At 44.6% G+C, this 26,459-nt stretch carries 24 protein-coding genes; 2 read left to right on the forward strand and 22 right to left on the reverse strand.

Annotated features, from left to right (window positions below; genetic code table 11):
- Window positions 1–55: 55 nt before the first annotated feature.
- The 19 genes from D0466_RS07975 to cymR form a co-directional block, all read right to left on the reverse strand.
- Window positions 56–1,825: a peptidoglycan D,D-transpeptidase FtsI family protein gene (locus D0466_RS07975; protein WP_117321970.1), complete on the reverse strand. Its 1,770-nt coding sequence runs from the start codon at window positions 1,823–1,825 to the stop codon at window positions 56–58.
- Window positions 1,826–2,148: 323 nt separating this feature from the next.
- Window positions 2,149–2,625, reverse strand: coding sequence for a transcription elongation factor GreA (greA, locus tag D0466_RS07980; protein WP_117321971.1), 477 nt, complete (start codon window positions 2,623–2,625; stop codon window positions 2,149–2,151).
- A 301-nt stretch (window positions 2,626–2,926) separates the two neighbouring features.
- Complete coding sequence (udk, locus tag D0466_RS07985) at window positions 2,927–3,562, reverse strand: uridine kinase (protein WP_117321972.1); 636 nt, start codon at window positions 3,560–3,562, stop codon at window positions 2,927–2,929.
- 3 nt (window positions 3,563–3,565) lie between these two features.
- On the reverse strand, window positions 3,566–4,834 hold the full coding sequence (locus D0466_RS07990; RefSeq protein ID WP_117321973.1) for a peptidase U32 family protein: 1,269 nt from the start codon (window positions 4,832–4,834) through the stop codon (window positions 3,566–3,568).
- Window positions 4,835–5,059: 225 nt separating this feature from the next.
- A complete protein-coding gene (locus D0466_RS07995) occupies window positions 5,060–5,989 on the reverse strand; it encodes a peptidase U32 family protein (protein WP_117321974.1) in 930 nt (309 codons plus the stop codon).
- Window positions 5,986–6,639 carry an O-methyltransferase gene (locus D0466_RS08000; protein WP_233522563.1) on the reverse strand — a complete coding sequence of 218 codons (654 nt, stop codon included), beginning with the start codon at window positions 6,637–6,639 and terminating at the stop codon, window positions 5,986–5,988. Before D0466_RS08000 ends, D0466_RS07995 begins: the two co-directional genes overlap by 4 nt.
- Window positions 6,640–6,993: 354 nt before the next feature.
- Entirely contained in the window at window positions 6,994–8,136 is a 1,143-nt protein-coding gene (mltG, locus tag D0466_RS08005; protein WP_117321975.1) for an endolytic transglycosylase MltG, read from the reverse strand.
- Between the two features lie 214 nt (window positions 8,137–8,350).
- On the reverse strand, window positions 8,351–8,638 hold the full coding sequence (locus tag D0466_RS08010) for a DUF1292 domain-containing protein (protein WP_117321976.1): 288 nt from the start codon (window positions 8,636–8,638) through the stop codon (window positions 8,351–8,353).
- A 13-nt stretch (window positions 8,639–8,651) separates the two neighbouring features.
- Window positions 8,652–9,074: a Holliday junction resolvase RuvX gene (gene ruvX / locus D0466_RS08015; protein WP_199484515.1), complete on the reverse strand. Its 423-nt coding sequence runs from the start codon at window positions 9,072–9,074 to the stop codon at window positions 8,652–8,654.
- Window positions 9,074–9,343, reverse strand: a complete 270-nt coding sequence (locus D0466_RS08020) for an IreB family regulatory phosphoprotein (RefSeq protein ID WP_117321977.1) — start codon at window positions 9,341–9,343, stop codon at window positions 9,074–9,076. The genes ruvX and D0466_RS08020 overlap by 1 nt, the downstream gene beginning before the upstream one ends.
- A 150-nt stretch (window positions 9,344–9,493) precedes the next feature.
- A complete protein-coding gene (gene alaS, locus D0466_RS08025) occupies window positions 9,494–12,130 on the reverse strand; it encodes an alanine--tRNA ligase (protein ID WP_117321978.1) in 2,637 nt (878 codons plus the stop codon).
- A 358-nt stretch (window positions 12,131–12,488) separates the two neighbouring features.
- The gene (locus tag D0466_RS08030) at window positions 12,489–13,565 is read right to left on the reverse strand and encodes an AI-2E family transporter (protein WP_117321979.1); all 1,077 of its coding nucleotides are present in this window, start codon (window positions 13,563–13,565) and stop codon (window positions 12,489–12,491) included.
- 141 nt (window positions 13,566–13,706) lie between these two features.
- On the reverse strand, window positions 13,707–13,895 hold the full coding sequence (locus tag D0466_RS08035; protein WP_117322262.1) for a hypothetical protein: 189 nt from the start codon (window positions 13,893–13,895) through the stop codon (window positions 13,707–13,709).
- 18 nt (window positions 13,896–13,913) lie between these two features.
- A complete protein-coding gene (locus D0466_RS08040; RefSeq protein ID WP_233522564.1) occupies window positions 13,914–14,372 on the reverse strand; it encodes a PRC-barrel domain-containing protein in 459 nt (152 codons plus the stop codon).
- A gap of 129 nt (window positions 14,373–14,501) precedes the next feature.
- Window positions 14,502–16,892 carry an SF1B family DNA helicase RecD2 gene (gene recD2, locus D0466_RS08045; protein ID WP_407675624.1) on the reverse strand — a complete coding sequence of 797 codons (2,391 nt, stop codon included), beginning with the start codon at window positions 16,890–16,892 and terminating at the stop codon, window positions 14,502–14,504.
- A gap of 212 nt (window positions 16,893–17,104) precedes the next feature.
- Window positions 17,105–17,770 carry a tetratricopeptide repeat protein gene (locus D0466_RS08050; protein ID WP_117321981.1) on the reverse strand — a complete coding sequence of 222 codons (666 nt, stop codon included), beginning with the start codon at window positions 17,768–17,770 and terminating at the stop codon, window positions 17,105–17,107.
- Window positions 17,771–17,868: 98 nt separating this feature from the next.
- Entirely contained in the window at window positions 17,869–18,984 is a 1,116-nt protein-coding gene (gene mnmA, locus D0466_RS08055; RefSeq protein ID WP_117321982.1) for a tRNA 2-thiouridine(34) synthase MnmA, read from the reverse strand.
- A gap of 46 nt (window positions 18,985–19,030) precedes the next feature.
- The gene (locus tag D0466_RS08060; protein ID WP_117321983.1) at window positions 19,031–20,173 is read right to left on the reverse strand and encodes a cysteine desulfurase family protein; all 1,143 of its coding nucleotides are present in this window, start codon (window positions 20,171–20,173) and stop codon (window positions 19,031–19,033) included.
- 220 nt (window positions 20,174–20,393) lie between these two features.
- Window positions 20,394–20,813, reverse strand: a complete 420-nt coding sequence (gene cymR, locus D0466_RS08065) for a cysteine metabolism transcriptional regulator CymR (protein WP_117321984.1) — start codon at window positions 20,811–20,813, stop codon at window positions 20,394–20,396.
- Between the two features lie 182 nt (window positions 20,814–20,995).
- Here cymR and D0466_RS08070 point away from each other — a divergent pair, with 182 nt between their 5' ends.
- Entirely contained in the window at window positions 20,996–22,285 is a 1,290-nt protein-coding gene (locus D0466_RS08070) for a replication-associated recombination protein A (protein WP_117321985.1), read from the forward strand.
- Window positions 22,286–22,310: 25 nt separating this feature from the next.
- On the opposite strand, the gene D0466_RS08075 is transcribed toward D0466_RS08070, so the two are convergent.
- On the reverse strand, window positions 22,311–23,252 hold the full coding sequence (locus tag D0466_RS08075) for an ABC transporter permease (RefSeq protein WP_117321986.1): 942 nt from the start codon (window positions 23,250–23,252) through the stop codon (window positions 22,311–22,313).
- Complete coding sequence (locus D0466_RS08080) at window positions 23,249–24,169, reverse strand: ABC transporter ATP-binding protein (protein WP_117321987.1); 921 nt, start codon at window positions 24,167–24,169, stop codon at window positions 23,249–23,251. Before D0466_RS08080 ends, D0466_RS08075 begins: the two co-directional genes overlap by 4 nt.
- 234 nt (window positions 24,170–24,403) lie before the next feature.
- On the opposite strand from D0466_RS08080, the gene tagU reads away from it, so the two are divergent.
- A complete protein-coding gene (gene tagU, locus D0466_RS08085; RefSeq protein WP_199484516.1) occupies window positions 24,404–25,339 on the forward strand; it encodes a polyisoprenyl-teichoic acid--peptidoglycan teichoic acid transferase TagU in 936 nt (311 codons plus the stop codon).
- A gap of 510 nt (window positions 25,340–25,849) precedes the next feature.
- On the opposite strand, the gene D0466_RS08090 is transcribed toward tagU, so the two are convergent.
- Window positions 25,850–26,308, reverse strand: coding sequence for a hypothetical protein (locus D0466_RS08090; RefSeq protein ID WP_117321988.1), 459 nt, complete (start codon window positions 26,306–26,308; stop codon window positions 25,850–25,852).
- Window positions 26,309–26,459 lie beyond the last annotated feature (151 nt).

Genomic DNA, 26,459 nt, shown 5'->3' on the forward strand with positions numbered 1-26,459 from the left:
ATGTTATGCCATTTGATAGAAGCGATATCTCTCCTAAAGTCCGTCCCCGGAAAAGTCATTCAATGTTCCTATCCATGCTGACAGGATTGTCCAATTTATATATCTCTTTTACTATGTCTGCAAATAGCCTTGTCATGCCCGGCGTGCTTTCATCCGTATCCAAACTTACAGCGACCAGGGCGTATTTAGGATTTTTATATGGAAAATATCCCGCAAACCATTTGTTTAATTCTTTCTTTTCCATTCCGGTTTGTGCCGTACCGGATTTTCCTGCGACCTCATAAGGCAAATCCTTTAAATAGACCCCGGTACCGTTCGACCCTATCACCACTCCCCTTAACAATTGCTGTAGCTTCATGGCTGTGTATGGGGAAATCGTTTCTCCAGGTATTTTTTTATCGGGAAAGTCATATACCGTAGTTCCGTTATTGAATTCCACATTGCTGACGACCTTGACCATTTTTTTTTCCCCCCCGCGGGCTATCGTTGCCATCATATTCGCTATTGCGAGCGGGGTAACCTGTACATCCTGCTGGCCGATTGCTGTTTTGGCGATCATTTTTTTATCTTTTTTCAAATTGTGATCAGGGTGCCATACAATCCCTGGTTCTTCACTGTCAAATTGGGTCAAGGGGTTGATGTGATATACAGGGGCGCTCCAGCCCGCTGTTTCTTTAATGCCCAATTTGCTTGCATATTCATCGAAGATTTCAGGATTGGCAACCGATAATTCCTGGGCGATTTCACCGAAAGTCCGATTACAGCTTCTTGAAAAACTTTCTTCGAAGTCGAGAAATCCAAAATTGTGCTCCCTATCGGGCTTTCCATCTATTGTTAAATTACAATTGAACATTCTTGGGGGTTTCGCGATTTCAGCATCAATCGCCGCCGCGGCAACAACCGTCTTAAAAATGGATCCTGGAGTATCCCTCATCAGCATCAAATTCTTGTTCCCAATGTCTTCCGGATCATGTTTATTTGTTTTTGGCCTGGATACGAGTGCTCTAACTTCATTGGTTTCAATATCAATCAACACAATGCCGCCTTTTTTGATTTGATGTTGATCCACTAATCGTTCTGCTGCTTCCTGGATTTTTTTATCCAGCGTTGTATTGATCTTTACAGGGTACATTGGATTGGCCGGCTCCACATACTTTACGTCAACCCCGAATAGCGGGCCCCCTGTTCCATCTACGTGAAATACGAGTTTCGAATCGCCCTCTGAAAGCAGGAAATCATCAAATGTCCTCTGAAGTCCGTTACTGCCGACCCTTACTTCAGGCGATAATTCCCGTTCAGGATGAAGACGCTTTTTTACAGGCTCCGATTTGGTTGTAGTCCCGATTAATTGGGCTGCCGGCAAGTCTGCATCATATATTTTTTGCTTGACTGCGAACACCCCGGGAATTTGCAATTTATTGATGGCATCTGTTTGCCCGGAAGTAAGTTCCAATGGTTTCTTCCCGCCAAATGCAAATGGCTTCTCGGCTTTCTCTACGGCTTTCAGGAGTTCCTGCTCTTGTATTCCTATTATCCCGGCCACTTTTGCAGCCGGCCATATCATTTTTTTCAGGAATGGAAAAAGGACAAGTGCCGGAACTTCTTCATGAGCAAGCGGAATTCCCTTGTAGTCATAGAATTGCCCTCTGCCATCATCGAGCTTCAGCACCTGTGACCGTTGGTTGACGCTTGCCTCTATTAAATTAATATGATGTTTTGAGAAGGATTCTGTTTCAACCAGCTGTATCTGCACCAGCCTTCCCGCTAAGACAATCAATAACAAAAGCAGGAAATAGGCCATCCCTTTTATCCGTTTGCTTATCATTTCTCCCACCTCATACACAGTCTTGACGGAGGCAGGAGTTTTAAAACAACAATCAATGGAAATGGATATGAAGGACAAATTACCTGTGGAGCTGCATATCATCATTTATCAATTTAAGCTAGGCCCAGCAGTTAGACCAGTAAAAATGGGAATCTGTCCAAAATGGGGAATATCTATCTAAAAGGGGGATTATTCTGTCCAAAACCAAGAGAAGCTGGCCAAATCGAGAAGCTGGATTTTACAACCGGAATCTGATTTTCGAACCTGAACAAAATAAAAAGCAGCGGGCCAGATAAAAGGCCGCTGCATGAATAGGATTAATTCTACTTAATTGTAACAATTCGAACGTTCATTTCCCCGCCTGGAGTCTGGACGGTTACCTGGTCGCCGACCCTTTTCCCAAGCAGGCTTTTGGCGATCGGCGAGTCGTTTGAGATTTTTCCTTCAAACGGATCCGCCTCTGCACTGCCAACAATTGTATACGTTTCTTCATCCCCATTTGGAAGTTCAACAAATGTAACAGATTTTCCAAGTGAAACCGTGTCGGAATCCAAGTGGTCGTCTTCGATGATTTTTGCGTTGCGGATCATGTTCTCGATCGTCGTGATCCGCCCCTCGACAAATGCCTGTTCTTCCTTGGCAGAATCATATTCAGAGTTCTCGGATAAATCTCCGAAGCTGCGTGCGATTTTAATTCTTTCCACAACTTCTTTTCTTTTCACTGTTTTTAACTGTTCAAGTTCTTGTTCTAGTTTTTCTTTTCCTTGTTTTGTCATTGGGAACACTTTTTCTATAGCCAAACCCTTCACTCCTTCTATTCTTTACAGCGGGACTGTTGCCTGCTTTAAGTATTATGCAGTGTATTCGCTTACTTTGTAATTACGAAACCACTCTATATCTGTATTACCTGCCAAAGCCGGGATAAAAGTTGCGCGTCCTGGAATAGGGCGCGCATCTTACTTTTTAGAAAGCTCTGGATATGATATATGCCTTTAGATAGAGTATGACCTTTTTCCGGTTTTGTCCAGCCCTTCCGGTAAATTACCCGGAAATTTTCGGAATTACTTTAGGCCTGCCCTATCATTTATTTATGACATATTATTATAAAAATGACTTTTGTTCAAGAATTGTTTGAATTTTTGTGACCATAAGATCGATGGCAACATGGTTGTGGCCGCCTTCCGGGATTATGATATCCGCATAACGTTTTGTGGGCTCGATAAATTGGTTATGCATGGGGCGTACTACATTCACATATTGGTCGATCACCGAATCTATGGAGCGGCCGCGCTCTTTAATATCACGGAGCATCCTTCTGATTATCCTAAGGTCTGCATCCGTATCCACAAATAATTTAATATCCATCAAGTCTCTCAAACGCTCATCCTCCAGCACCAAAATGCCCTCCAGGATGATCACGTCCTTTGGATCGACATGGATGACCTCTTCCGAACGCGTGTGAATGGAATAGTCATAGACAGGTTTCTTTATCGGTGCATAGTTCAAAAGTGCATGGATATGCTCGATCAGCAAGTCATTATCAAAGGCAAGCGGATGATCGTAGTTTGTTTTTAACCGTTCCTCAAACGGGAGGCTGCTTTGGTCCTTATAATAATAATCTTGCTCCAGCATAAGGATGGAATGGCCTTTAAAGCTCTCGAAAATGGATCTCGTTACACTTGTCTTACCTGATCCGGAACCGCCGGCTACACCGATGACTACAGGCTTCTTATCCATATACTAGTTCTCCCTTCGCATCATGTTGTTTGCAAATACAGGCTTGTCCGCCTTAAAGCGGATGATTTGCAACGGATGGCGGGCAGCAACCAGTTCATTTCCTTTTTCATCCCAGATTGTATCAACGATCTGTGTGAAGTTTTCTATATCTGGTCCAAAGAACTCTATCTCGTCCCCTGGTTTAAAGAAGTTGCGCTGCTGCATCGTGACCATTGCTGTCTCTTCGTCATAATGCAGGACCAAGCCGGCAAAGTCGTATTTAGTTTGTTTGCTATGGTTCCCAAACATTTGCTGCTTATACCCGGGAGTTCCTTCAAAGAACGCGGAAGCCGCTTCCCGATTGGCGCACTTTTCAAGCTCATCCAGCCATTCCTGCTTAATCTTGAAGTTCTCGGGATCGGCACAGTATGCGTCAATTACTTTGCGGTATACGCTGACAACAGTGGCAACATAATGAATGGACTTCATTCTTCCTTCTATTTTCAAGCTGTCGATGCCGAGTTCAATCATCCTTGGAATGGATTCGATTAATTTCAGATCTTTTGGGCTCATGGCAAAAGCAGCATCTCCTTTTGAGAACAACGCTTCTTCTCCTTCTTTGCCCAATTCATATAAATCATAATCCCAACGGCATGACTGGCAGCAACCGCCGCGGTTTGAATCCCGGGCTGTCATATGGTTGGACAATGTACAGCGTCCGGAATAAGCAATGCACATGGCTCCATGGACAAAGGTTTCAATTTCGATATCGACCTTTTCTTTGATTTCCCGTATTTCCTCTGCACCAGTCTCACGGGCCAGCACAACCCTGTCCAAACCTTCCTCTTTCCAGTATTGGACCGCTTTCCAATTGGAAAGGGACTGCTGTGTGCTTAAATGGACCTCCACCTTTGGCGCAACACGGCGGCATGTTTCTATGATGAGCGGGTCGGCAACGATAATACCCGTTACACCTGCATCCTGAAGACCGATCAAATACTCTTCAAGCCCGTCCATATTCTCATTGTGGGCATAAATATTGGTAGTTACATAAATTTTTGCGCCGTATTTCTTTGCAAAATCGACGCCTTCCTTCATTTCTTCAAGCGTGAAATTTCCTGCATTTGAACGGAGGCCAAATTCCTGACCCCCAATATACACTGCATCTGCACCATAATGCACAGCAATCTTTAATTTTTCAAGATTTCCTGCGGGTGCCAATAATTCTGGTTTTTTAACAATCACGCGTTTTCCACCCGCGATTTGTGAAATTTTATCAGCAATAGCTTCCAAGGCTATTCCTCCTTGAATAAAATTGTCTTTTTAGAGCGTCTATACCCGGCGTAATGGACATCACCAAAAAATGAAAAAAATTTTTGGCTGCGAAGTACTTCGACGAGGCATTCTTTATATCGGCACTGCCACAGGATGCGACAGGAGTTGGCAGTTTAATTCCAACTAAAATCTAAATTCGCCCAAACAGCCGGCACTTGGCAGCAAGGCTCTTTAGCTTTTCTATTAATAAACGGTTTCCTTAAAGAAGAATCCTGTATCCAGTTTCCTGTCCCCGGGCTGGATTTCTTGAATCTTTACCAGCAGCGCGTCTTTTTGTTCTTCATATTGATCCGGATTTTCAGTGCAAAGGTCTATTGCGATGCGGTAAAGCTTTGTCGCTTCAATGATATATTCAGGTGTCTTTAGAACCCCGTCAATCTTAAAGGAATCGATGCCTGCTTCGACCATTTCCTGAAGCTCGTCGATGATGCAGATATCATTCGGGCTCATGATGTGGGTGCCATTTTCGTCTTCAAAAATGGGGTATTTGTTATTTCGCTCCTTGTCATGGAGGAACATATTTTTTTGCTCTTTCCTGTTCTCAATTTCCAAAGCCTTGCCTTGGTATTCAAAATAATTTCCAAGCAGTGTCCGCTTGGACTGGAACATGCATGTCATTCCGTGGACCTGGACCTCAATCTCCACCTCGGCATGTTCCCTCATTTCAATCAGTTCATCCATGCTAAGTTCACGGGCAGCGACCGCGCGGACTGATCCGCGGCGTCCCCAATAGTTCGCCGTATACCAGTTTGTGACCGTGGTCTCTGTATTCCAGTGAAGCGGCATATCAGGGGCGACTTCGCGGACGGCCATCAATACAGCCGGATCGCCAAAAATAATCGCATCTGCCTTAACTTCGTTCAGAAACGAGACATAGTCTTCAAGCTTCCCCACTTTATCATTGTGAAAGATGGCGTTCATTGCCACATAAACCTTTTTATCTGCACTGTGCGCAAGCTCTATTGCCCTTTGTACATCAGCTCTTGGGAATTCTCCGGCAAGGCGAAGTGCGTATCTTTGCTCACCCACTACAAAGGCATCGGCACCTGCCTCGATTAATCGCGGAATATCTTCAACACGAGCAGGAGTCACGAGCAACTCTGGCTTTTTCATTCACTCTCACCTCGATGTTTACTAATGGCGACACCATCGCCGATTGGAAGGATAACTGTATCATAAGCAGGATGGCTCATGATCCAGGCATTGTAATCCCTTATTTTCCTAACAAGGTTCCGGATCCTTTTGGGTTCAATTGCTTCGTCTTGTTGGGCTACCAAGCCCTTGAACAAAACATTATCGGTAACAATTATCCCGCCAGGTTCCAGAAATTCCTCAAACAGTTCAAAAAAGCGTTGATACTGTCCTTTGGCTGCATCGATAAAAATGGCACCATACGGACCATGTTCTTTGACAAGCGGGACAGCTTCCAACGCATCACCTTCAAGCAGAGTGATTTGTCTTTGCTTGCCCGCTTTTTGAATGAATTCTTTTGCTTTTGCAATCCGGGCTTCATCTCTTTCCAGTGTCACGATTTTCGTGCCGGATATTGCGTCAGCCATCCGCAAAGCCGAATATCCAATGGCCGTCCCAACCTCAAGTATCGCTGCCGGACGGCTCAAGCGTAATAGCTGCAAAAGAGCCTCCATTCCTTCCGGCTCCATGATGGGCACTTTATGGTCCATCGCATATCGTTCCATTTCTGCGAATAATCCCTGGCGCGCAGGGATTAGCGAATGAAGATATATTTCCATTTCCTGTTTCACTTTTATTTCCTCCCGAAGGATAAACATATGGGTTTCTAGCGCCATGAAAAAACTCGGCAAAAGCCGAGGGATAAAAAAAAGCGGAATCGCCTGATTAGGAGGAACGTCGACTAACTGCTGCCACGTCCTGTGACAAACGTCGACGTCAGCACATCCTGTGCAAGCCCGGCAAGCATAAGACGGACCTCGCAGGAAGACCTGTTTTCCGGAGAGGAGCGGCTTATGACCTCGAGGGGCTTAGGCGATGCAGCTAGACATGTACATCTTGCAACAAAATGATTTAGAAAAATTTCACTTTGATTATTTTAGCACATCTATCAGGGGAAAGTGAATATCTCTCCCCTATATAACATGTCAATTTTTGCTTGTTATGTGGTCAGCTTTTTTCTTGTTATGTTCATCAAGCGACACAGAATACAGTACATCTCCGCCTGGAGTGGCCAGGAAATATAGGAAGTTGGTGTTTGCCGGGTTTAATGCAGCTTCTATTGATGATTTCCCTGCATTGGCTATCGGACCGGGCGGCAGCCCTTTGTTTTTGTAGGTATTATATGGCGATACCACTTCCAAATCTTTGTAGTAGACCCGCTTTTGATGCTTTCCCTTCGCATAAAGGACAGTTGGATCGGTTTGAAGCGGCATGCCAGCCTTCAGGCGGTTATAGAACACCGATGCAATCTTGCCGCGGTCCACCTTTGCCGCAGCCTCTTCCTCAATTAGAGAAGCAATCGTGAGCAGTCTGTGCGGGGAATATTTCTTCTCGTCCATGGCGTGCCGATATCCGGAAAGGCTCGATTCCGTTTTCTTCAGCATCTCGGAAATGATCTTCTCCAATCCGGGGTTTTCCTCGGCAAACGCATATGTTGCCGGATATAAATAACCTTCAAGCGGATAGATTACATGTTTACTGTGAATTTCATCAGTCAATACCTTAGGATATCTTGCCTGCATTTTCTTGACGAATGACTTATCATTTAATTCTGCCAGGACGTCCTCTGGTTTTTCATTTGTATGTTCCGCAATGATGCCGGCGATTTGGACAAGCTGTTTTCCTTCTGGAACCGTGATTTTCAGGGCAGCTTGCTGCATCACTTTCCCTTGTTTGAGGCTCTCCACAATTTCCTGGAGCGGCATGGCAGCTGCGAGTTTATATTCCCCTGCCTGAAATCCTGCTTCATTCCTGAATTTAATGTAATACTTGAATACCCTTGCGTTCTTGATAATCCCTTTTTCCTCTAAGATTGTCGAAATATCGGTAACCGATGACCCGATTGGGATTTCAATGGTTTTAAGTGACTTATTCTGAGGGTCCCGAGGCTCCAGGGCGGATTTTATGTAAAAATATCCCCCTAAACCGGTCGCTGCCGCAAGTAACAGGATGGCCAGGGAGGTTATAAGAATGACTTTTCTCACTATCCTGGCTTCACCCTGCCTTTCGAGCATAGAATTCCTTATGAAATCTTTTTTTGATGCTTCTTTCGAATCTTTTTCAGCCATCTTTATTACCTCCTTCTTACAAGGCGGCTGCCTATAAACGTTATGAACTAACATTTTTACAATCTTCCGCTTATTATACTAAAATATTTGATTTTTTTCATGACCTTTCAACAAATACTGCGCATTTCCAGTTTAGTTAATGTCAGGCAAGATCATGATTTGGCAGATGATTGAATGTAAAAACCCCCGGTTCATCACCGGGGGCCGGAACAATTTATTGTTCGCCTTCTTCTTCATCCAGGTACGTGTTAAGCATTTCCTCGATCATGTCCCATTCTTCCTCGGTTTCGATCGGCTCGAGCTCGCCATCCTCATTGTCTTCGCTTGGTGTGAAGGAAGAAGCATGAATCTCTATTTCCTCATCATCTGCATCGGAAGAAATCGGATAGTAAAGTACATAGGACTTATTGAATTTATCGGAATCAAATGTGAACAATACTTCGCAAAGCTGCTCGTTACCGTTTTCATCTACAATTGTAATATGGTTTTCTCCGTGTTCCATTTCATTCACCTCATTAAAGTTTTGATTGGCTGTCCAGATATCCTTGCAAAATCATGACAGCTGCCATTTTATCGATGACCTTCTTGCGCTTGGCTCTGCTGACATCCGCTTCCAGTAGCACACGCTCTGCTGCCATCGTCGTCAACCTTTCGTCCCAGAGATACACAGGCAGGCCGAATTTTTCTTCAAGCACTCTTGCAAAAGCCTGGCTTGCTTCGCCTCTTGGCCCAATCGTCGCATTCATATTTTTCGGGAATCCAAGAACAATTTGGGATACTTCATGCTCTTTAATGATTTCTGCCAGACGCACCAAACCAAATTCTTTCTTGTTTTCATTGATTTTTATTGTTTCCAAACCTTGAGCCGTCCAGCCGAAAGCGTCGCTGATTGCCACACCAAGGGTCTTTGTGCCAAGGTCCAATCCCATTGTACGCATTAATATCCCTCACGATGGTGCTTTAAATACGCTTTGACCAATTCCTCAATGATTTCATCCCGTTCAAGTCTCCGGATAATATTTCTCGCATCCTGGTGGCGCGGAATATAAGCGGGATCACCGGAAAGCAAGTAGCCGACGATCTGGTTGATCGGGTTGTAGCCTTTTTCCTGAAGAGCCTCATACACTTGAAAAAGTACCTCTTTTACATCTCTTTCAAATGGTTCTTCCGGAAAATTGAATTGCATCGTTTTATCAAAGGAACTCATTCATTGCACCTCTTTTCGCGTTTCGAAGGGGAAACAACTTCATTTTATCGCAGCCCTTAGCGCACTGATTCCAAAAAGTATGTCCATCAGCGGATGTGAAAGTGAACCGCTGATGGATAATTTCCTTTATTGTACAACACTTCAAAGTGATTATGAAATGGATTTTACCCATTCTTCAACAAAATTAAGCGCTGAATCCAGTTTCTGAGGGTCTTTTCCGCCTGCCTGGGCCATGTCCGGGCGTCCGCCGCCACCCCCGCCGCAGCGTGCAGCTACTTCCTTGACAAGTTTTCCAGCATGAAAGCCTTGGGCGATATAATCCTTCGTTACGGCTGCAATCAGGTTCACTTTGCCATCCTGAGCACTCCCCAGTACTATAATGGCAGAGCCGAGCTTTTGTTTCAAGTCATCAGCCATTGCACGCAGATTGTTCATATCTGCTGCCTGGACTTTTGCTGCCAGTACGTTTACCCCATTCACCTCTTGGACTTGTGAAACAAGGCTGGATGCTTCAATATTGCCAAGTTTTGCAGCAAGGCTCTCGTTTTCTTTCTGCAGCTCTTTCATTTCGGCAAGGACACCCTCAATTCTGGATGGCAGGTCCTTAGGATTCGCTTTTAATTTTGAAGCTGCTTCTTTAAGGACAGATATTTGATCAGCCATCGCCTGGTATGCCCCTGCACCGGTTACTGCCTCAATACGGCGCGTCCCGGCTCCGATGCCGCTCTCTGAAACGATTTTAAACAGCCCGATTACAGCGGTATTCGGCACATGGCAGCCGCCGCAAAGCTCGAGGCTGTAATGGCCGACCTGGACGACGCGGACGATTTTCCCATATTTTTCTCCAAACAAAGCCATTGCGCCCATGGCTTTCGCTTCTTCGATATCTTTATATTCGATATTGACCTGAAGGCTCTGCCAAATTTTTTCATTGACGATCTGCTCGATCCGGTCCAATTCTTCCGGCTGAACCTGTCCAAAATGAGAGAAGTCAAAGCGCAGGCGGTCCGGTTCAACTAGGGAACCTGCCTGGTTTACATGTCCCCCCAACACATCCTTCAGCGCCTGGTGCAGAAGATGCGTAGCGGTATGGTTTTTGATGATTCGTGCCCGGTTTTCTACATGTACTTCAGAAACAACGGAAGCGTCCTGTTTTAATATACCTGATTCAATGACAACACGGTGCAGATTTTGTCCGTTCGGAGCCTTTTGGACATCCAAAACGGACGCCTTTACATCTTCGCTGACAATGAAGCCCTTATCGGCAATCTGGCCGCCGCTTTCTGCATAAAACGGTGTTTCACTTAGGATGACCTGCACTTCTTCACCCTCATCGGCTTGATCGATAAGTTCGCCGTTTTTCACGATTGCAGCAACCGTGCCTTGTCCTTCAAGTTGGTCATAACCGGTAAAGCTGCTCTCCACTTTGATGTCCCCAAGTACACCGCTCTGGATTTGCATCGAATCTACATCTTGGCGCGCTGATCGGGCACGCTCACGTTGAGCATCCATTTCTCGCTCAAAGCCTTCATGATCGACAGACATACTTTCTTCTTCCGCATATTCCTCGGTAAGTTCAACAGGAAAACCGTACGTATCATATAAACGGAATACATCGGAGCCCTGAATCATGTTGTTTCCCTTTGCTTTTTCCTTTTTAATTACGTCTGACAGAATAGCAAGGCCATCATGCAGTGTTTCATGGAAGCGTTCTTCTTCATTTTTAACAACTTTTGCGATGAATTCTGATTTACCCTGGACCTCAGGGTAAAAGTCATTCATGATCTCACCGACAACCGGCACCAATTCATACATGAATGGACGGTTGATGTTGATTTGTTTCGCGTAACGCACGGCGCGGCGCAGCAGGCGGCGCAATACATAACCGCGGCCTTCATTCGAAGGGAGCGCCCCATCACTTACGGCAAATGTGACAGTACGGATATGGTCGGCAATGACCTTGAACGCCACATCCTTTTCTTTATCAACACGGTATTTGATACCGGCTATTTCTTCTGTTGCATGGATGATAGGCATGAACAAGTCCGTATCAAAGTTGGTTGGGACTTGCTGAACCACTGATGCCATACGTTCTAGGCCCATCCCTGTATCAATGTTTTTCTTAGGAAGCGGCGTATAAGAACCGTCCGGATTGTGGTTGAATTGGGAGAACACCAGATTCCAAACCTCTAAATATCGTTCATTTTCCCCTCCAGGGAATAATTCTGGATTATTTGGGTCATCTCCATAATCCGGCCCGCGGTCATAAAAGATTTCGGTATTCGGTCCGCTCGGGCCTTCCCCGATATCCCAGAAGTTTTCTTCTAGACGGATGATGCGTTCGGCCGGTATGCCTACTTTTTTGTTCCATAATTCAAAGGCTTCCTCATCTTCCGGGTGAATTGTGACTGACAGCTTTTCCGGTTCAAAGCCGATCCACTTTTCATCAGTCAAAAACTCCCAGGCCCAAACAATCGCTTCTTCCTTGAAATAATCACCAATTGAAAAATTTCCGAGCATTTCAAAGAATGTGTGGTGCCGGGCCGTTTTCCCGACATTCTCGATATCATTCGTCCGGATGGACTTCTGTGCGTTTGTCATACGCGGGTTTTCCGGGATTACACGGCCGTCGAAATATTTTTTCAATGTTGCTACCCCTGAATTGATCCATAGAAGCGATGGATCATCATGAGGCACCAATGATGCACTCGGCTCAATGCTGTGTCCTTTTTCTTTAAAGAAATCCAAATACAATTGGCGAATCTGCGCCCCAGTTAACTTTTTCATGTTATTTCCTCCTATGTACTGAGTTTTAGGCAACAAAAAAACTCCCATCCCCTGACAGGGACGAGAGTTAGCTCGCGGTACCACCCTGATTATGAGCACAACAAAAAAAGCACTCATCACCTTCATCATGCCTTAACGCGGCAAACGATAGGTATTAGCTACACTCCGGATTAGCTTTCTGCTGTTCTTCATCTGGAATTTCTTTCAGCCGTGGAAATTCCTCTCTTCCGTGCATCGCACTCAAATGGGCTGCAGCATACTCGATCCTTCTACGATTTCATCATTATTGTTTTCACTCTTATGTAATGGATTATATTCACAAGCAAAATATTTGTCAATCATTGAAAGCAGCTCTGGCTCAGTCCGGAACCATTTCCTCCTTTTTCGAAAAATGGCTCCGGGCGTGGATCATGCAGACCTTGATCACAGCTAATATTGGCACTGCAACAATCAAACCGGCCACCCCGCCAATTTCGCCGCCGGCAAGTAACGCCAGAATGATGAATAAAGGGTGCATATGCAGGCTTTTTCCAACGATCAATGGAGACAAAATATTCCCTTCCAAAAATTGCAGGATAAACACTATCACTAAAGTGATCATCACCATTTTAAACGAAACCGAGGCCGCAATAATACCCGCTGGAACCGCCCCAATGATAGGCCCGAAGTAGGGAATAATATTGGTGATGCCAATAATGGTTCCGAGCACCAGTGGATAATCCATGCCAACAATCCAAAATAAGAGGGCCGAAATAGATCCAATCGCAGCGCATACAATAATCTGGCCGCGTATGTAACCACCGAGGGACTCATTGATATCACCCAAAAATGCGACTCCCTGTTTCCGCCATTTTTTTGGCGTTAAATACCATACCATTTTCTTTATCGAGTCAAAGTCTTTTAAAAAGTAAAATGCGATAAACGGGATTAAGGCAAACAGGAGAACAAAATCAAAAATCCTGGTAAGATACCCCATCACATTGCTCATCAGGTTTTCAAGCCGGCTTTCAAGCATGGTGATGGAATCCTCCATTCGTTCATGGACCCCAAACGGCCAGTGCGAGGTCTTGTTCTCAAAAACATAGACCCAATGCCTGTATTGCTCAGCCACCTTAGGTGCACTCTCCGACAATTCCCTGATCTGTTCAATGATAGCCGGTATCCCTTTATAGATGCCAAATCCCAATCCCCCAAAGAACAGCATATAAATGACCACGATGGCCAGGCCGCGGTTCATCCCTTTTTCATGAAGGATTTCAATGACCGGATGCAGTAAATAACTGATGAAAGCGGCAATGAAAAAGGGAAGCAAAACAGTAAAAACAACATTTATAACTGGCTGCCATACCGGTTGCAATTTGAGGAATATATAAATAACAAAAAATAATAATAGCAAAAAACCGAGCAGGTAAAACCATTTCATACGGATTTCCATCCTATCGCCTCCTATTATAGTGTTCGTGACGGGAGGTGATTTCATGCGAAAATGATTTTTTGGGTAGATATTGAAACTAAATATGAGGCTTTACTAAAAAAACCCTGCCAAATTGGCAGAGCCATAAAATCCGTGATGTTTTTATACGCTAAAGCGGCGTTCACTCTCGTCAAACAAATCATCAAGCGAGCTCAAGCTTCCATCTTCCTCTACTTGATGGGTATAAATCACGCCATTGTTTAAAGACATTTCAATAAAGCAGTTCCAGCAATAATATTGATTCACGCCAATTTTCCCAATATCTTTACTGCTGCAATTCGGGCATTTCATATCCATTCCCCGGACACCTCACTGATCATAGACAGAAATCAGGATGGCATCTTTCCCAAGCACCGGCGGGTGTTTCGATTCGACCAGGCGCTTGCCTTCCGTTATTTCAGAGAAAAATCCATCCGTCGTTTCATATGCTACGATTGTGCCCATTTTTTCCAGAAAAAATACATCGTGGAGCAGGCCCAGCTCTTCACCAGCCTCAGACATTAGCATTTTTCCGAAGAGAGAATCTGCATTGAATAAATAGTGGCCTTCCAGAGGATGGTTATCTGGAGACGCTTCCTCTTTTTCCACAATGATTCCATCCGGACCAAATGACCGGACATCATTCAATGAAAAGAACAAGTTTTTTTTAAAAAACGCTTTCCTGTGAACGATGATCCCTTCAATCTTTCCTGATTCGGAAAGGCAAATATCGTTGACACTACCTATGCATTGGCCCCGGCTGGTATATACCCTCAATCCTTTTAACAAAGAAAACGTCCTCAGGAGCAGTCCCCCTCTCCGAACGTTAATAGTATAAGGATAAGGGCTTTTCATTATGATGAGTAACGATTTCCAATGAAAAAAGACGACAGAGCGATCATACATTGGCTGCCGTCTTTATTTCCCCATAAAATCATAAGGTGTTAAATCTTCCATGCCGATCATCGGATCCGCCTTAAGCAGCTGTCCCAGATAATCCACTTCCGCATCTTCCTTTACGTTCTCTGTGTTGACAACTTCACCGGAAAGCGAATCTCTGAGCTTTTGCAGAAGCGTCGTTTTGCGCCTTTGTTCATTATTTCTCTCCACACCCATGCGGAGTGCTTCTTCTTCCCCGCATAATATTAAAAATTCTTTGCTTCGGGTGATGGCTGTGTAAATGAGGTTTCTGCGCAGCATCCTGTAATAGCTTTTCACAATCGGCAAGATCACAATCGGAAACTCGCTGCCCTGCGATTTATGGATCGAGCAGCAATAAGCGTGGGTAATCTGGGACAGATCCTGCCGCAAATAAGTCACTTCGATACCTTCAAAGGATACGATTAATTTGTCCACATTATCCGTGTTTTCCTTGGCAAACAAAATAGAGACGACTTCCCCCATGTCCCCGTTGTACACGCTGCTCTCAGGCTGATTCACCAATTGAAGGACCTTGTCGCCAGTCCGGTAAATAATGTCGCCAAACTTTAATTCCCGCCGTTTTTCATCTTGGTTGCCGTTGAAAACTTCCTGCAGCATCCGGTTCAAATTGTCAATTCCAGCAGGCCCCTTGTACATTGGGGCAAGCACTTGGATATCCTTCGCCGTATAGCCTTTTTTTCTTGCGTTCTGGACTACCTTTTCGACGACCTGGGAGATTTGGGCTGTACTGCACCGGATAAAGGAACGGTCCGCCTGCTGTTTTTCAACGTCGGCCGGCAGGCTGCCCCGTTTGATCTCATGCGCCAATTCGATAATCGATGATCCGTCTGCCTGCCGGTAAATATGCTCTAAAGCAACAGTTTGAACACAGCCGGAAGCAAGCAAATCCTTCAAAACCTGCCCCGGCCCAACAGATGGAAGCTGGTCCTCATCACCGACCAGGATGACCTGGATATGTTCCGGAAGCGCCTTAAACAACTGGTGCGCAAGCCATGTATCTACCATAGACATTTCATCGATTATTACAATTTTCCCGTTAATCGGATTATCTTCATCATGCGAGAACCCTTCACTGCCATTCCACCCGAGCAGCCGATGGATCGTGACAGCAGGCAGCCCTGTGGATTCTGCCATCCTTTTCGCAGCACGGCCGGTAGGAGCAGCCAAAATAAAAGGGAATGGGTCATCATCATTTTTATAATCATTGATGTCCATCGAAACCCCGTGCAACTCGCTATACAATTCGACGATTCCTTTAATGACAGTGGTTTTGCCGGTGCCCGGGCCTCCTGTAAGAATCAGCATCGGGGACCCGAGGGCAGTCTGGATGGCTTCTTTTTGTGCCGCTGCGTAATCTACACCAAGCCGTTCTTCCAGTTCCCCGAGCGCCAATAAAAATTCCGATTCAGGGAATTGATTTTCATATTCTGTTTGAGCGAGGATCCGGTTGATATTGGTGACAATCCCTTTTTCAGAAAAATAAAGCGACGGAAGGTAAACCCTTCTTTCTTCCACAATCACTTTTCCCTCTTCGCCAAGCTTGATGATTTCATCGGAAATTTCACCAAATTCAATGCGGTCCCGTTTATTTTCCTCAAGCAGCTTTTTCACGCTTTCCAGAAGCTGGTCTGCCTCCAAATAGACATTCCCTTCTTGAAGAGATTGCGTTTCCAGGGTATACAGGCAGGCAGCCTTGATGCGGTCTGGGTGGCTGCCGCTGATTCCCAGCTGGTATCCAAGCTCATCGGCGCGGCCGAATCCGATTCCCTCAATGTCTTCAACTAGCTTATAAGGATTCGCCTGGACGACCGAAATCGTATCTTGTTTGTATACCTGATAGATCTTCATGGACAATTGTGGCCCAAACCCATATTGATTCAGCGAAATCATGACCTGTTCCAGGCCCTGGTGTTCAATGAGGGTATCATACAAACTCTTAGCCTTTTCAGGCGATAGCTTGGGGACACTGTCCAAAAGGGAAGGCTGCTCCAGAATTTTTGAAATGGCATTCTCTCCGAGCGTCTCAACGATCACCTCGGCCGTTTTCTTTCCGATTCCTTTGAAAAGGTCACTGGACAGGTAGCTGGCGATCCCGTCCTTTGACTGCGGCATGTCCTTTCGAAAGTGTTCTACATGGAACTGCAGCCCAAAACGGGGATGATCCTTCATCTGGCCGAAAAAGACGTAGGTCTCATGCTCATGGATGCGAGGGAAGTAGCCTGTCACAACAGCTTCATTTTCATGATATTCGACATTGGTTTCATCGAGACGGATTCGGACAACCGAGTACATATTTTGCTCATTATGGAAAATCGTGACCAAATGTCTGCCTTTCATAAATGATTTCTCTTCTGCAAACAAATCCATGGAATTCTGTTGAACCAAAACTCTTCCCTCCTTTCGTTTAGGGCTCGCGTTTCAAAAACATTGTAAAGCTGGTTTCGCGTAAATCATTGTGTTTTCCGCTTAATTATTAAAATTTTTCGCTTAATAAGAATTCTTGGTAAATGATCAAAATTTTTCGCTCTGGTTATTCGCTGGGTCCTCTTGGTAATGGTAAACATTTTTTTAGTATGACTCTAGCCCTGCGCTAACAAGTCCTCCATCAATCTTTTGCCGTTCGCTGCAAGCATATGGTCCGGCTGGGCCTGTAATGCTTTTTCAAAAAATTCCAGGGCAGCCCGCGAATCTTCCAGATGACCTGCATAGGCTACACCAAGATTATAATAAGCATCCGAGTGTCCCGGATCCTTTTCGACAACTATGAACAACTCTTTGACCAATTCATCATACAGCTCAGAATTTGCGAGGCATAGCGCATATTGGAACCGCGCATCCACATCGTCCGGATTCAATTCGACACTTCTTTGCAGGTAAGGCATCGCGAATTTAGGCTGGTCCAGCTGCATTAACGTCAAACCCAGCATGAAATACGAATCACTGTTTTCAAGGCCGCAGCGTATTGCTTTTTCAAACATATCCTTAGCCTCGATCATTTTTTCGGCATCAAAATATAGGTTCCCAAGCGAATAATAGGCGGCAGCCGCATTTTCATCGAGCTCGATTGCCTTTTTAAAAAAATTGACGGCTTTGTCAAGCTCCCCTACAGCTGTCAATACATTCCCGAAATTAATATAGGCTACCGGTTCACCCGGATTTTCTTCAATCGCCTCTGAAAATACTTTCACTGCTTCTTCGTATTTTCCTTCTTGCATATATTGGATTCCTTGCTGGTTTTTGTCCATTACACTCACGCTCCATTTTTTCTACAGAAAAGTATACCACATGTTTTCCCGCAGGAAAAAGAGGCTCACCCTTTCTTTAAGGGCCAGCCTCTTTTCGATTATCCTACATATGTCAGTTTCTTGCCGTTCATGAAAACTTCATCGATCGTGCCGCCTCCAAGGCATACTTCGCCATCATAAAAAACGACAGCCTGTCCCGGAGTGACCGCGCGGATGGGTTCGTCAAAAATGACCTCCGCATTTCCATCAGCTTTTAAACGAACAGTCACTTTATTATCAGCCTGGCGGTAACGGAACTTTGCCGTACAGGCAAATTCCTCGGCCGGAGCCTGATCTGAGACCCAGCTTACGTTCACGGAATTGATGGATGTGGAAAAAAGCTTCTCATTATCGAAGCCTTGTCCGACATACAGGATATTTTTCTGCAAATCTTTGCCGACCACAAACCATGGGTCACCGCTGCCGCCGATGCCAAGGCCATGGCGCTGGCCGATGGTATAGTACATCAAACCATCATGCTTGCCCATTACATCGCCGTCGAGCGTTTGCATTTCACCTGGCTGTGCAGGCAGGTAGTTGCTCAAAAACTCTTTAAAGTTTCGTTCCCCGATAAAACAAATACCGGTTGAGTCCTTTTTGGCCGCCGTCGCCAGCCCTGCTTCTTTGGCGATTTCGCGAACCTCTTTTTTGTCGATGCCTCCGAGCGGGAACATCACTTTTTCAAGCTGGCTTTGGTCAAGCTGGTTCAAGAAATACGTTTGGTCTTTATTTTCATCGACCCCGCGGAGCATTTTATATTCTCCGTCCCGATATTCGACTTGCGCATAATGCCCTGTTGCCAGATAATCGGCACCCAGACTTAGCGCATGTTCGAGAAACGCCTTAAACTTGATTTCCTTATTGCACATCACATCAGGATTTGGGGTTCTGCCTGCTTTATATTCGTCCAAAAAGTAGGTGAATACCTTGTCCCAATATTGCTTTTCAAAATTGACGGCATAATAAGGGATGCCGATTTGGTTGCAGACCGCGATTACATCGTTGTAGTCTTCCGTTGCGGTACAAACGCCGTTTTCATCGGTATCATCCCAGTTTTTCATGAAGATGCCGACCACATCATACCCCTGTTGTTTCAGCAGCAGGGCTGCAACAGAAGAATCAACTCCGCCGGACATGCCGACTACGACACGGGTGTCTTTCGGTGCTTTATTCATCGTTAAACCCCTTCAATCTATTTATTTCAAGTCTTTTTTTCGACTATTATTTCACAAGCCTGTTTACGATTTTAACCGTTTCTAGCCCGGCTTGTCTTATTTCCTGCTCAGTATTGTTCAAACCAAAGCTGAAACGGATGGAATTTTTGGTCCTCTCAGAATCCTTGCCGTACATCGCCACAAGCACATGGGACGGGTCGATGGAGCCGGCAGTGCATGCAGAACCGCTTGACACGTTGATTCCCGCTAAATCCAAATTCACAAGCATCTGTTCCACATTCGTACCTGGGAAGCTGATATTGATTACGTGGGGAAGTGATCCATCTAGCTTACCATTTAATTCATGCGGGATGTTTGCCTCCTCGAAAACAGATAGCAAGATTTGTTTGAATCCGCGGTATTTCTCGGCTTTTTCCTCCATGGAATTCTGGGAGATTTTCACGGCTTCGGCAAATCCGGCAATTGCGGGGACACTTTCCGTACCTGCCCTGCGTTTGCGTTCCTGCTCTCCCCCATGAAGATGTGGCTGATGTTTAATTCCCTCTTTAACATACAAAAAGCCGATTCCTTTAGGCCCGTTTATTTTATGGGCCGAGACGGATAAAAGATCAATGGCCAGTTCTTTCACATCAATTTTTACCAGCCCGTATGCCTGTACCGCATCTGTATGGAAAAAAGCCTGGTGCTCCTTAAGCATTTGCCCGATTTCCCGTATGGGCTGGAGTGTTCCGACTTCATTATTTCCGTACATGATCGAAACAAGGATTGTATCTTCCCTGAGTGAATCTTTTAACTCATCCAGCGATATCATCCCCTGTTCATCAACAGGCAAATAAGTGACCTCAAAACCCTCCTTCTCGAGAAAATGGCAAGTATGAAGGACAGCATGATGTTCAATTTCAGTAGTGATAATGTGTTTTCCGCGATTCTGATAAGAATTGGCAATGCCGATCAGGGCAGTGTTATCCGCTTCCGTTCCGCCGCTTGTGAATATGATTTCGTTCCGCTGCGCATTAATGCTGCCTGCAATCAGCAGCCGGGATTCATCCAGAATATGCCTCGCCTCCCGGCCGAATGAATGGATGCTGGACGGATTTCCGAAATTCTGCTGCATCACTTCCATCATCTTTTCGATGACCTCCGGATGCATCGGTGATGTCGCAGCATGATCTAAATAAATACGTTCCATAATTTCGCCTCCAGTTAAAAGCGCAAGCTCCCTTTTATAACGAACGTCGACTTACTTCTGTCACGTCCTGTGGCAAACGTCGACGTCAGAACACGGAATGCTTCGAAGAAAGACTTCGCAGCCAAAAAATTCTTTGATTTTTTGGAGACATCCTCGAAAAGCTACCGCTTCCCTTCGTGCGATGTCGCTCACGAAGCGTTCCTTGTCCTGTGCAAGCCAATCAAATATAGTACATATAGTCTTCGGTTTTGCCGGTATCTTTATAATTGGCCAAGTCTTCCAGCGTTGTATTATCAAGGACGTCTTTAACCGCATCACGGATCCTGATCCACAGCTGGCGTTTCACAGGCTCTTCATCCTCAATTCCTTCAACGGGTGAAATCGGTCCCTCCAGGACACGGATGATATCTCCGGAAGTAATATTGGCCGGATCCTTGGCAAGAATATACCCTCCGTATGCACCGCGAATGCTCTTTACCAGTCCCGCATTTCGCAGCGGCGCAATCAGCTGCTCTAAATAATGCTCGGATAAATCATGGATCTGCGCAATCGTTTTTAATGAAGTCGGGCCTTCCCCATGCTTTTTGGCAAGCTCGATCATGATGGTTAAACCATAACGTCCTTTGGTTGAAATTTTCATTATCATACACCTCGAATTTTTCCAGCTTTACCTATAAATGAACTAAGTTATTATAAACCTTTAAATTATAGCATATACTTACGCACCTTGCATTGCTGCTAATCCAGACGAGTTGTTTCCTCGCTTTTTCCTGCTAAATAGTTTACTTTTATTATACAATAACACACTTTGGAGAGATGTTTATGTCCATCAAACCACTGGCTTTCAGAATGAGGCCTCGCACCATTGATGAAATCATCGGGCAGGAGCATCTGGTCGGCGAAGGAAAAATCATTTATCGGATGGTAAAAGCCAAGCAGCTTTCGTCGATGATTTTATACGGGCCGCCCGGCATCGGCAAAACCTCCATAGCGAGCGCGATTGCCGGAAGTACCCAATTTGCCTTCCGGACGCTGAACGCGGTTACAAATAATAAAAAGGATATGGAAATAGTGGCCCAGGAAGCAAAGATGTCGGGGAAAGTGATCCTGCTTCTGGATGAGGTACACCGGCTCGATAAGGCAAAACAGGATTTTCTCCTGCCTTATCTTGAAAACGGCATGATTACGTTAATCGGTGCGACCACAAGCAATCCATACCACGCAATTAACCCGGCCATCCGGAGCCGCTGCCAAATATTCGAACTGAAGCCATTAGAACCGGGAGATATGTCCAAGGCACTGGAGAGGGCGCTTCACGACAAAGAACGTGGCCTGGGCAAATATAAAACAAACGTCACTGAGGAAGCGATCATGCATCTGGCATCGGCAGCAAACGGAGATGTGAGGAGCGCCTTAAACGCCCTCGAGCTTGCCGTCATTTCCACTGAACCGGATGAGGAAGGCATTATTGATGTCAATTTAGCCACTGCGGAAGAATGCATCCAAAAAAAGAGTTTCTCACATGACAAAGACGGCGATGCCCATTATGATGTGCTGTCCGCATTCCAAAAGTCAATCCGCGGCAGTGACGTGAATGCGGCCCTGCATTATCTTGGACGCTTGATTGAAGCCGGCGATCTGGTCAGCATCGCACGCAGGCTGATCGTGATCGCTTACGAAGATATCGGGCTTGCGAATCCGCAGGCCGGACCGCGTGCACTCGCCGCGGTGGAAGCCGCCGAACGGCTTGGCTTTCCGGAAGCCAGAATCCCGCTGGCAAGCGCAGTGGTGGAACTGTGCCTGTCTCCTAAATCAAACTCCGCCTATAAGGCGCTGGATGAAGCCATTGCAGATATCCGCTCAGGCAAAAGCGGCGACATCCCTGATCACCTTAAGGATGCCCATTATAAAGGAGCAAAAGAACTGGGCCGCGGCATCGATTACCTCTACCCGCATGACTATGAAAATGGGTGGGTGAAGCAGCAATACCTCCCCGATAAACTGAAAAATAAAAAGTACTACCAACCGAAAAAGACCGGCAAATTCGAACAGGCACTGGCCGCCGTCTATGAAAAAATTGAAACCCCAGAGTCTGGTTCCAGGAGGAAGTAGGCTCGGGGGCTTTATATTATCTCAACTATGCAGTTATATCCCTCTTCACAAATGCCAGGAAAGAAATAACATGGAAAATCACAAAGTAAACCAAAAGCATGATTACGGAAAACGTAAGGGTCATTCCCTCCACCATTGGTACCGTTTCAAAATATTGATTAAGGTCGACATTTGCAAACAATAAGAATTTAGCCCAGTCAAATTTGGCCGCAAGTAATGCCGTAACCGTCGACCCTGATAATAAAAGGAAAATGGAAATCCCTATCGCCAGTGAGCTGTTTCTGAAGGCTGCGGAAATCATGAATGCCATCGTCGTGAACATCAATAAACCGACAGAGGATAATAAATAATACGCGACTAAATGTATTACCTGGTTTTTTTCAACCACTTCGCCATCCACATAGGCAAGGTAAGGTGAAGGATCGCTGATACCGAAGAATGCCGCGCCAACCACAAAACTTAAGAAAAACAGCAGCGAAAGCATCATGAAGGAAAAAAGAATCACGACCACATATTTGCTCAAAAGGATTTTCACCCTGCTGATCGGCCTGATCAATAACAGTTTGATTGTCCCCCAGCTAAACTCACTGGCAATCATTCCGGCCGCTACAATAATGGTGAAAAGGGCAATAATATCAATCACAAAAGACATATCTGACAGAAAGGACCAGACTGAGTAATCCTCTGTGGGAGGCATATTATGCTCGATCCGATAACTATTTATGGCGATTTCTTTTTTGATCATTTCTTTGTTTTGTTCACCAGGTACAGATTCAATGCCTTCTTCCATTTGCCTATTTTGCTCAGAAAGATCCTTTTTCCAATTTTGATTTGAAGCCTGTTCATAATCCGATGTCGAAATGATAATGGCAGCAGCCAATACAATCAGCACCACTATACCGACCATAATATAAGTAGCTTTTCTTTTGAAAATCTTGATCCACTCATTCACGGCCAGTCCCATCAGGCTATGCCCCCTTGTTCACCGGTAATTTCGAGGAATTTATCTTCCAATGTCTTATTGATTGGCGAAATTTCATAAATATCGATATCGTTCTCTACCAATTTTTTAATCATTATTGGGATGTCAGCTTCCGATCCATAGAATTGAATATTTTTGCCGCTAAGTGTTATACCGGTTTCTCCAAACGATTGGTTCAGGACTTCAAATGCTTTTTGGATCGGATTGGCATTTATTTTATAGCACTGCTTTTCTTCCTTCATGATTTCCCGTACATTTCGCACATCAACCATTTTGCCATTCTGGATGATGCCAATCCTGTCGCACATCATTTCCATTTCGGAAAGCAAATGGCTGGAAACGATGACCGCCATACTTTCCTCCCTGGCAAGCCTTTTTAAATAGTCACGGATTTCACGGATACCCGCTGGGTCCAATCCATTCGTTGGTTCATCCAGTATCAGCACCTTTGGGCGGTGAAGCAAGGCCTGTGCAAGGCCAAGCCGCTGGCGCATGCCAAGTGAATAAGTTTTCACCTTATCGTTTATTCGCTGGGATAGGCCTACGAGTTCCACTACCTCATCCATACGTTCCTTTGAAACATTCCCTGTCATCCTGGCATAATGCTTCAGGTTGTCGTAGCCGGACATGAATTTATACATTTCGGGATTTTCAACGATAGCCCCTACATTCTTGACTGCGTCCTCAAAATTGCTCTTAATGCTGTGCCCGCCGATATGTATATCACCCGAAGTAATCTTCATCAAGCCGACAAGCATGCGGATTGTGGTGGTTTTACCGGCCCCATTCGGTCCTAAGAAGCCAAATACTTCGCCTCTATATACGTCAAAGCTTATGTGATCGATAATCGTCTTGTTTTTGATTGTCTTTGTGACGTTCGATAATGAAATAACCGTTTCCAATTAATACCCTCTCCTTTTTCGCACTTAATCCAGGAAACTGTTCATCGCTAATTGGGATTTATACCCATCAACTCTAGCATTTCGCCTGCCTTTTGTCTAGAAAAATATGGAAATTATTACCGGTAATATTTTCCCATTGCTCCCAGTGAAGGTTTGTCCTGACAGTAATAATTTCTATTAATCTATATATAATTATTTAGACCAATTTAAACATCTAAAGGAGGATCATCTATTATGTCTTCTGAAATGAAACGCAGTCGCAAGAAAAAGAAAAAATGGCCCAAGGTTGCCGGTCTGATCTTCCTGCTTCTAATCATTGCCGGCTGCGCTTACGGGTTCTCGGTATATCATTCATTAACACGTGCAGTCGAAACCATGCATAGGCCAATCGACAGGGAAACCGGGAAAAGAACGAAAGAATTGACCCTTTCCCAAGATGAACCTTTTTCCGTTTTGATACTTGGTGTGGATGAGCGTGAAGGAGACAGGGGCCGCTCAGACACTATGATTGTCCTTGCCGTAAACCCGGAAACCGAATCAGTAAGAATGCTAAGCATCCCGCGTGACACACGAACGGAAATTGTAGGGCATGGCACTACAGATAAAATTAACCATGCCTATGCTTTCGGCGGAATTGAAATGTCAATGGACACAGTAGAACACTTCCTGGACATCCCGGTTGATTATTATATGCAAATTAATATGGAAGGATTTAAAGATATCGTCGATGCCGTTGGGGGAATAACCGTTAACAATGATTTAGATTTCACTTATGAAGGCGTTCATTTTAACAAGGGAAATATCACGCTAGACGGAGAAAAAGCCCTAAAGTATTCCAGGATGCGATATGAAGACCCAAGAGGTGACTATGGACGGCAATTAAGGCAGCGCCAGATCATACAAGAGGTAATAAACGAGGGGGCAAGCGTGTCAACACTGGCTAACTACGGTGATATTTTTAGCGCTCTCGGCAAAAACGTGAAAACGAATCTTGCCTTTAATGAAATGATAGAAATCCAACAAAACTACAGGGCAGCAGCAAAAAAAGTAGATCAATTGACAATTGAGGAAAAAGGAACAAAGATTAATGGCGTGTATTACGGGATCGTGTCTGATGAGGAAAAGCTAAAGATACAAAATGAAATGAAAGTGCAGTTGGGAATTAAATAACCTGCTGTTCAGCTTTTTTTTGCTTGCCAGTTTTTTTCTGTCGAAATACCCAAATTCGTGAAGCAGAATTTGTTGAACGGTTTATTGTTTCATTTTTAGGTTATAGCGGTATAAACTATATATGAAATAACCATTAATTTGGAATAATATCTAATGTTAATAGCCTATTTCTACTAATATTTGTCATTAAAAGGAGAGATTAACATGAAGATTACTGCTGGAAGCTGGAGAATGCTATCTAAACAGGAGAAATTGTTCATTTTACAGGCAATAAGCTATCGCTCTCAATTAAGAAAATCCTCATGAGTATAGAAAGAGATTTTGCTACTATTTTTAAAGTTATAATAAATACATGTTGTTTCTATATGCGGCTCGCTGCCTAGTATGCATTTGGGATTTTGGCACAACATGTCTGTTTCAGTATTAATTTCGTCAAACAGTCTGATAAAAAAGTACGCTGGTGGTTTATAAAAAGCCATTCTTGGGAAACAGGCAGCGGGTTTCTTTCATTTAATAATTATAATCCCACAATATCTTCCATTCCCCTTTTTCTTTGGCAACAAAACAACTTTGTTGTATGGAAAATTTTCCAAATCGACTGTTAAACGTTTGCGTAACAGACACTTCATATACATTCTTTAAAGTTTCGGACCCATCCTTCACTTTCCATGTTTTATGTTTCTGTGAATCACCGATTTCAAATCCGAACGTTTCAACTTCCATATGCTGCATGAAAACGTGAGCCCGGTTCTGAATATAATCCGCCTTATTTGGAAATTTTTCCTTCATCCCCGAATGAAATAGGTCCCACAACTGCCCAAATTCTCCTTCAGCTTCATACCCATAGAACTCCTCCACTACGTCCTCAGGTCCATTTTCAAAAAGTAGAAATACCCTAATGAATAAAATGATTGCTATGGAAATAACAAGGAAAAGCAGCAATTGCTTGTGCCTGCGTTTTACTTTCACCTTCAACTCTTCCTTTCGTACAACCTGCAGTTTGTATCATTTATATGGGAAAAGATTGAAGTTATGTACAACGTCGCGATAATGGGGATAAAAATCACTTACTGACAGAGGCGGCAAGCAGTAAAATAGCCTTTGTTTAAAAAAGGGGAGA

The organism is Peribacillus glennii (assembly GCF_003429105.1).
In the GTDB taxonomy this organism is placed as follows: domain Bacteria; phylum Bacillota; class Bacilli; order Bacillales; family DSM-1321; genus Peribacillus; species Peribacillus glennii.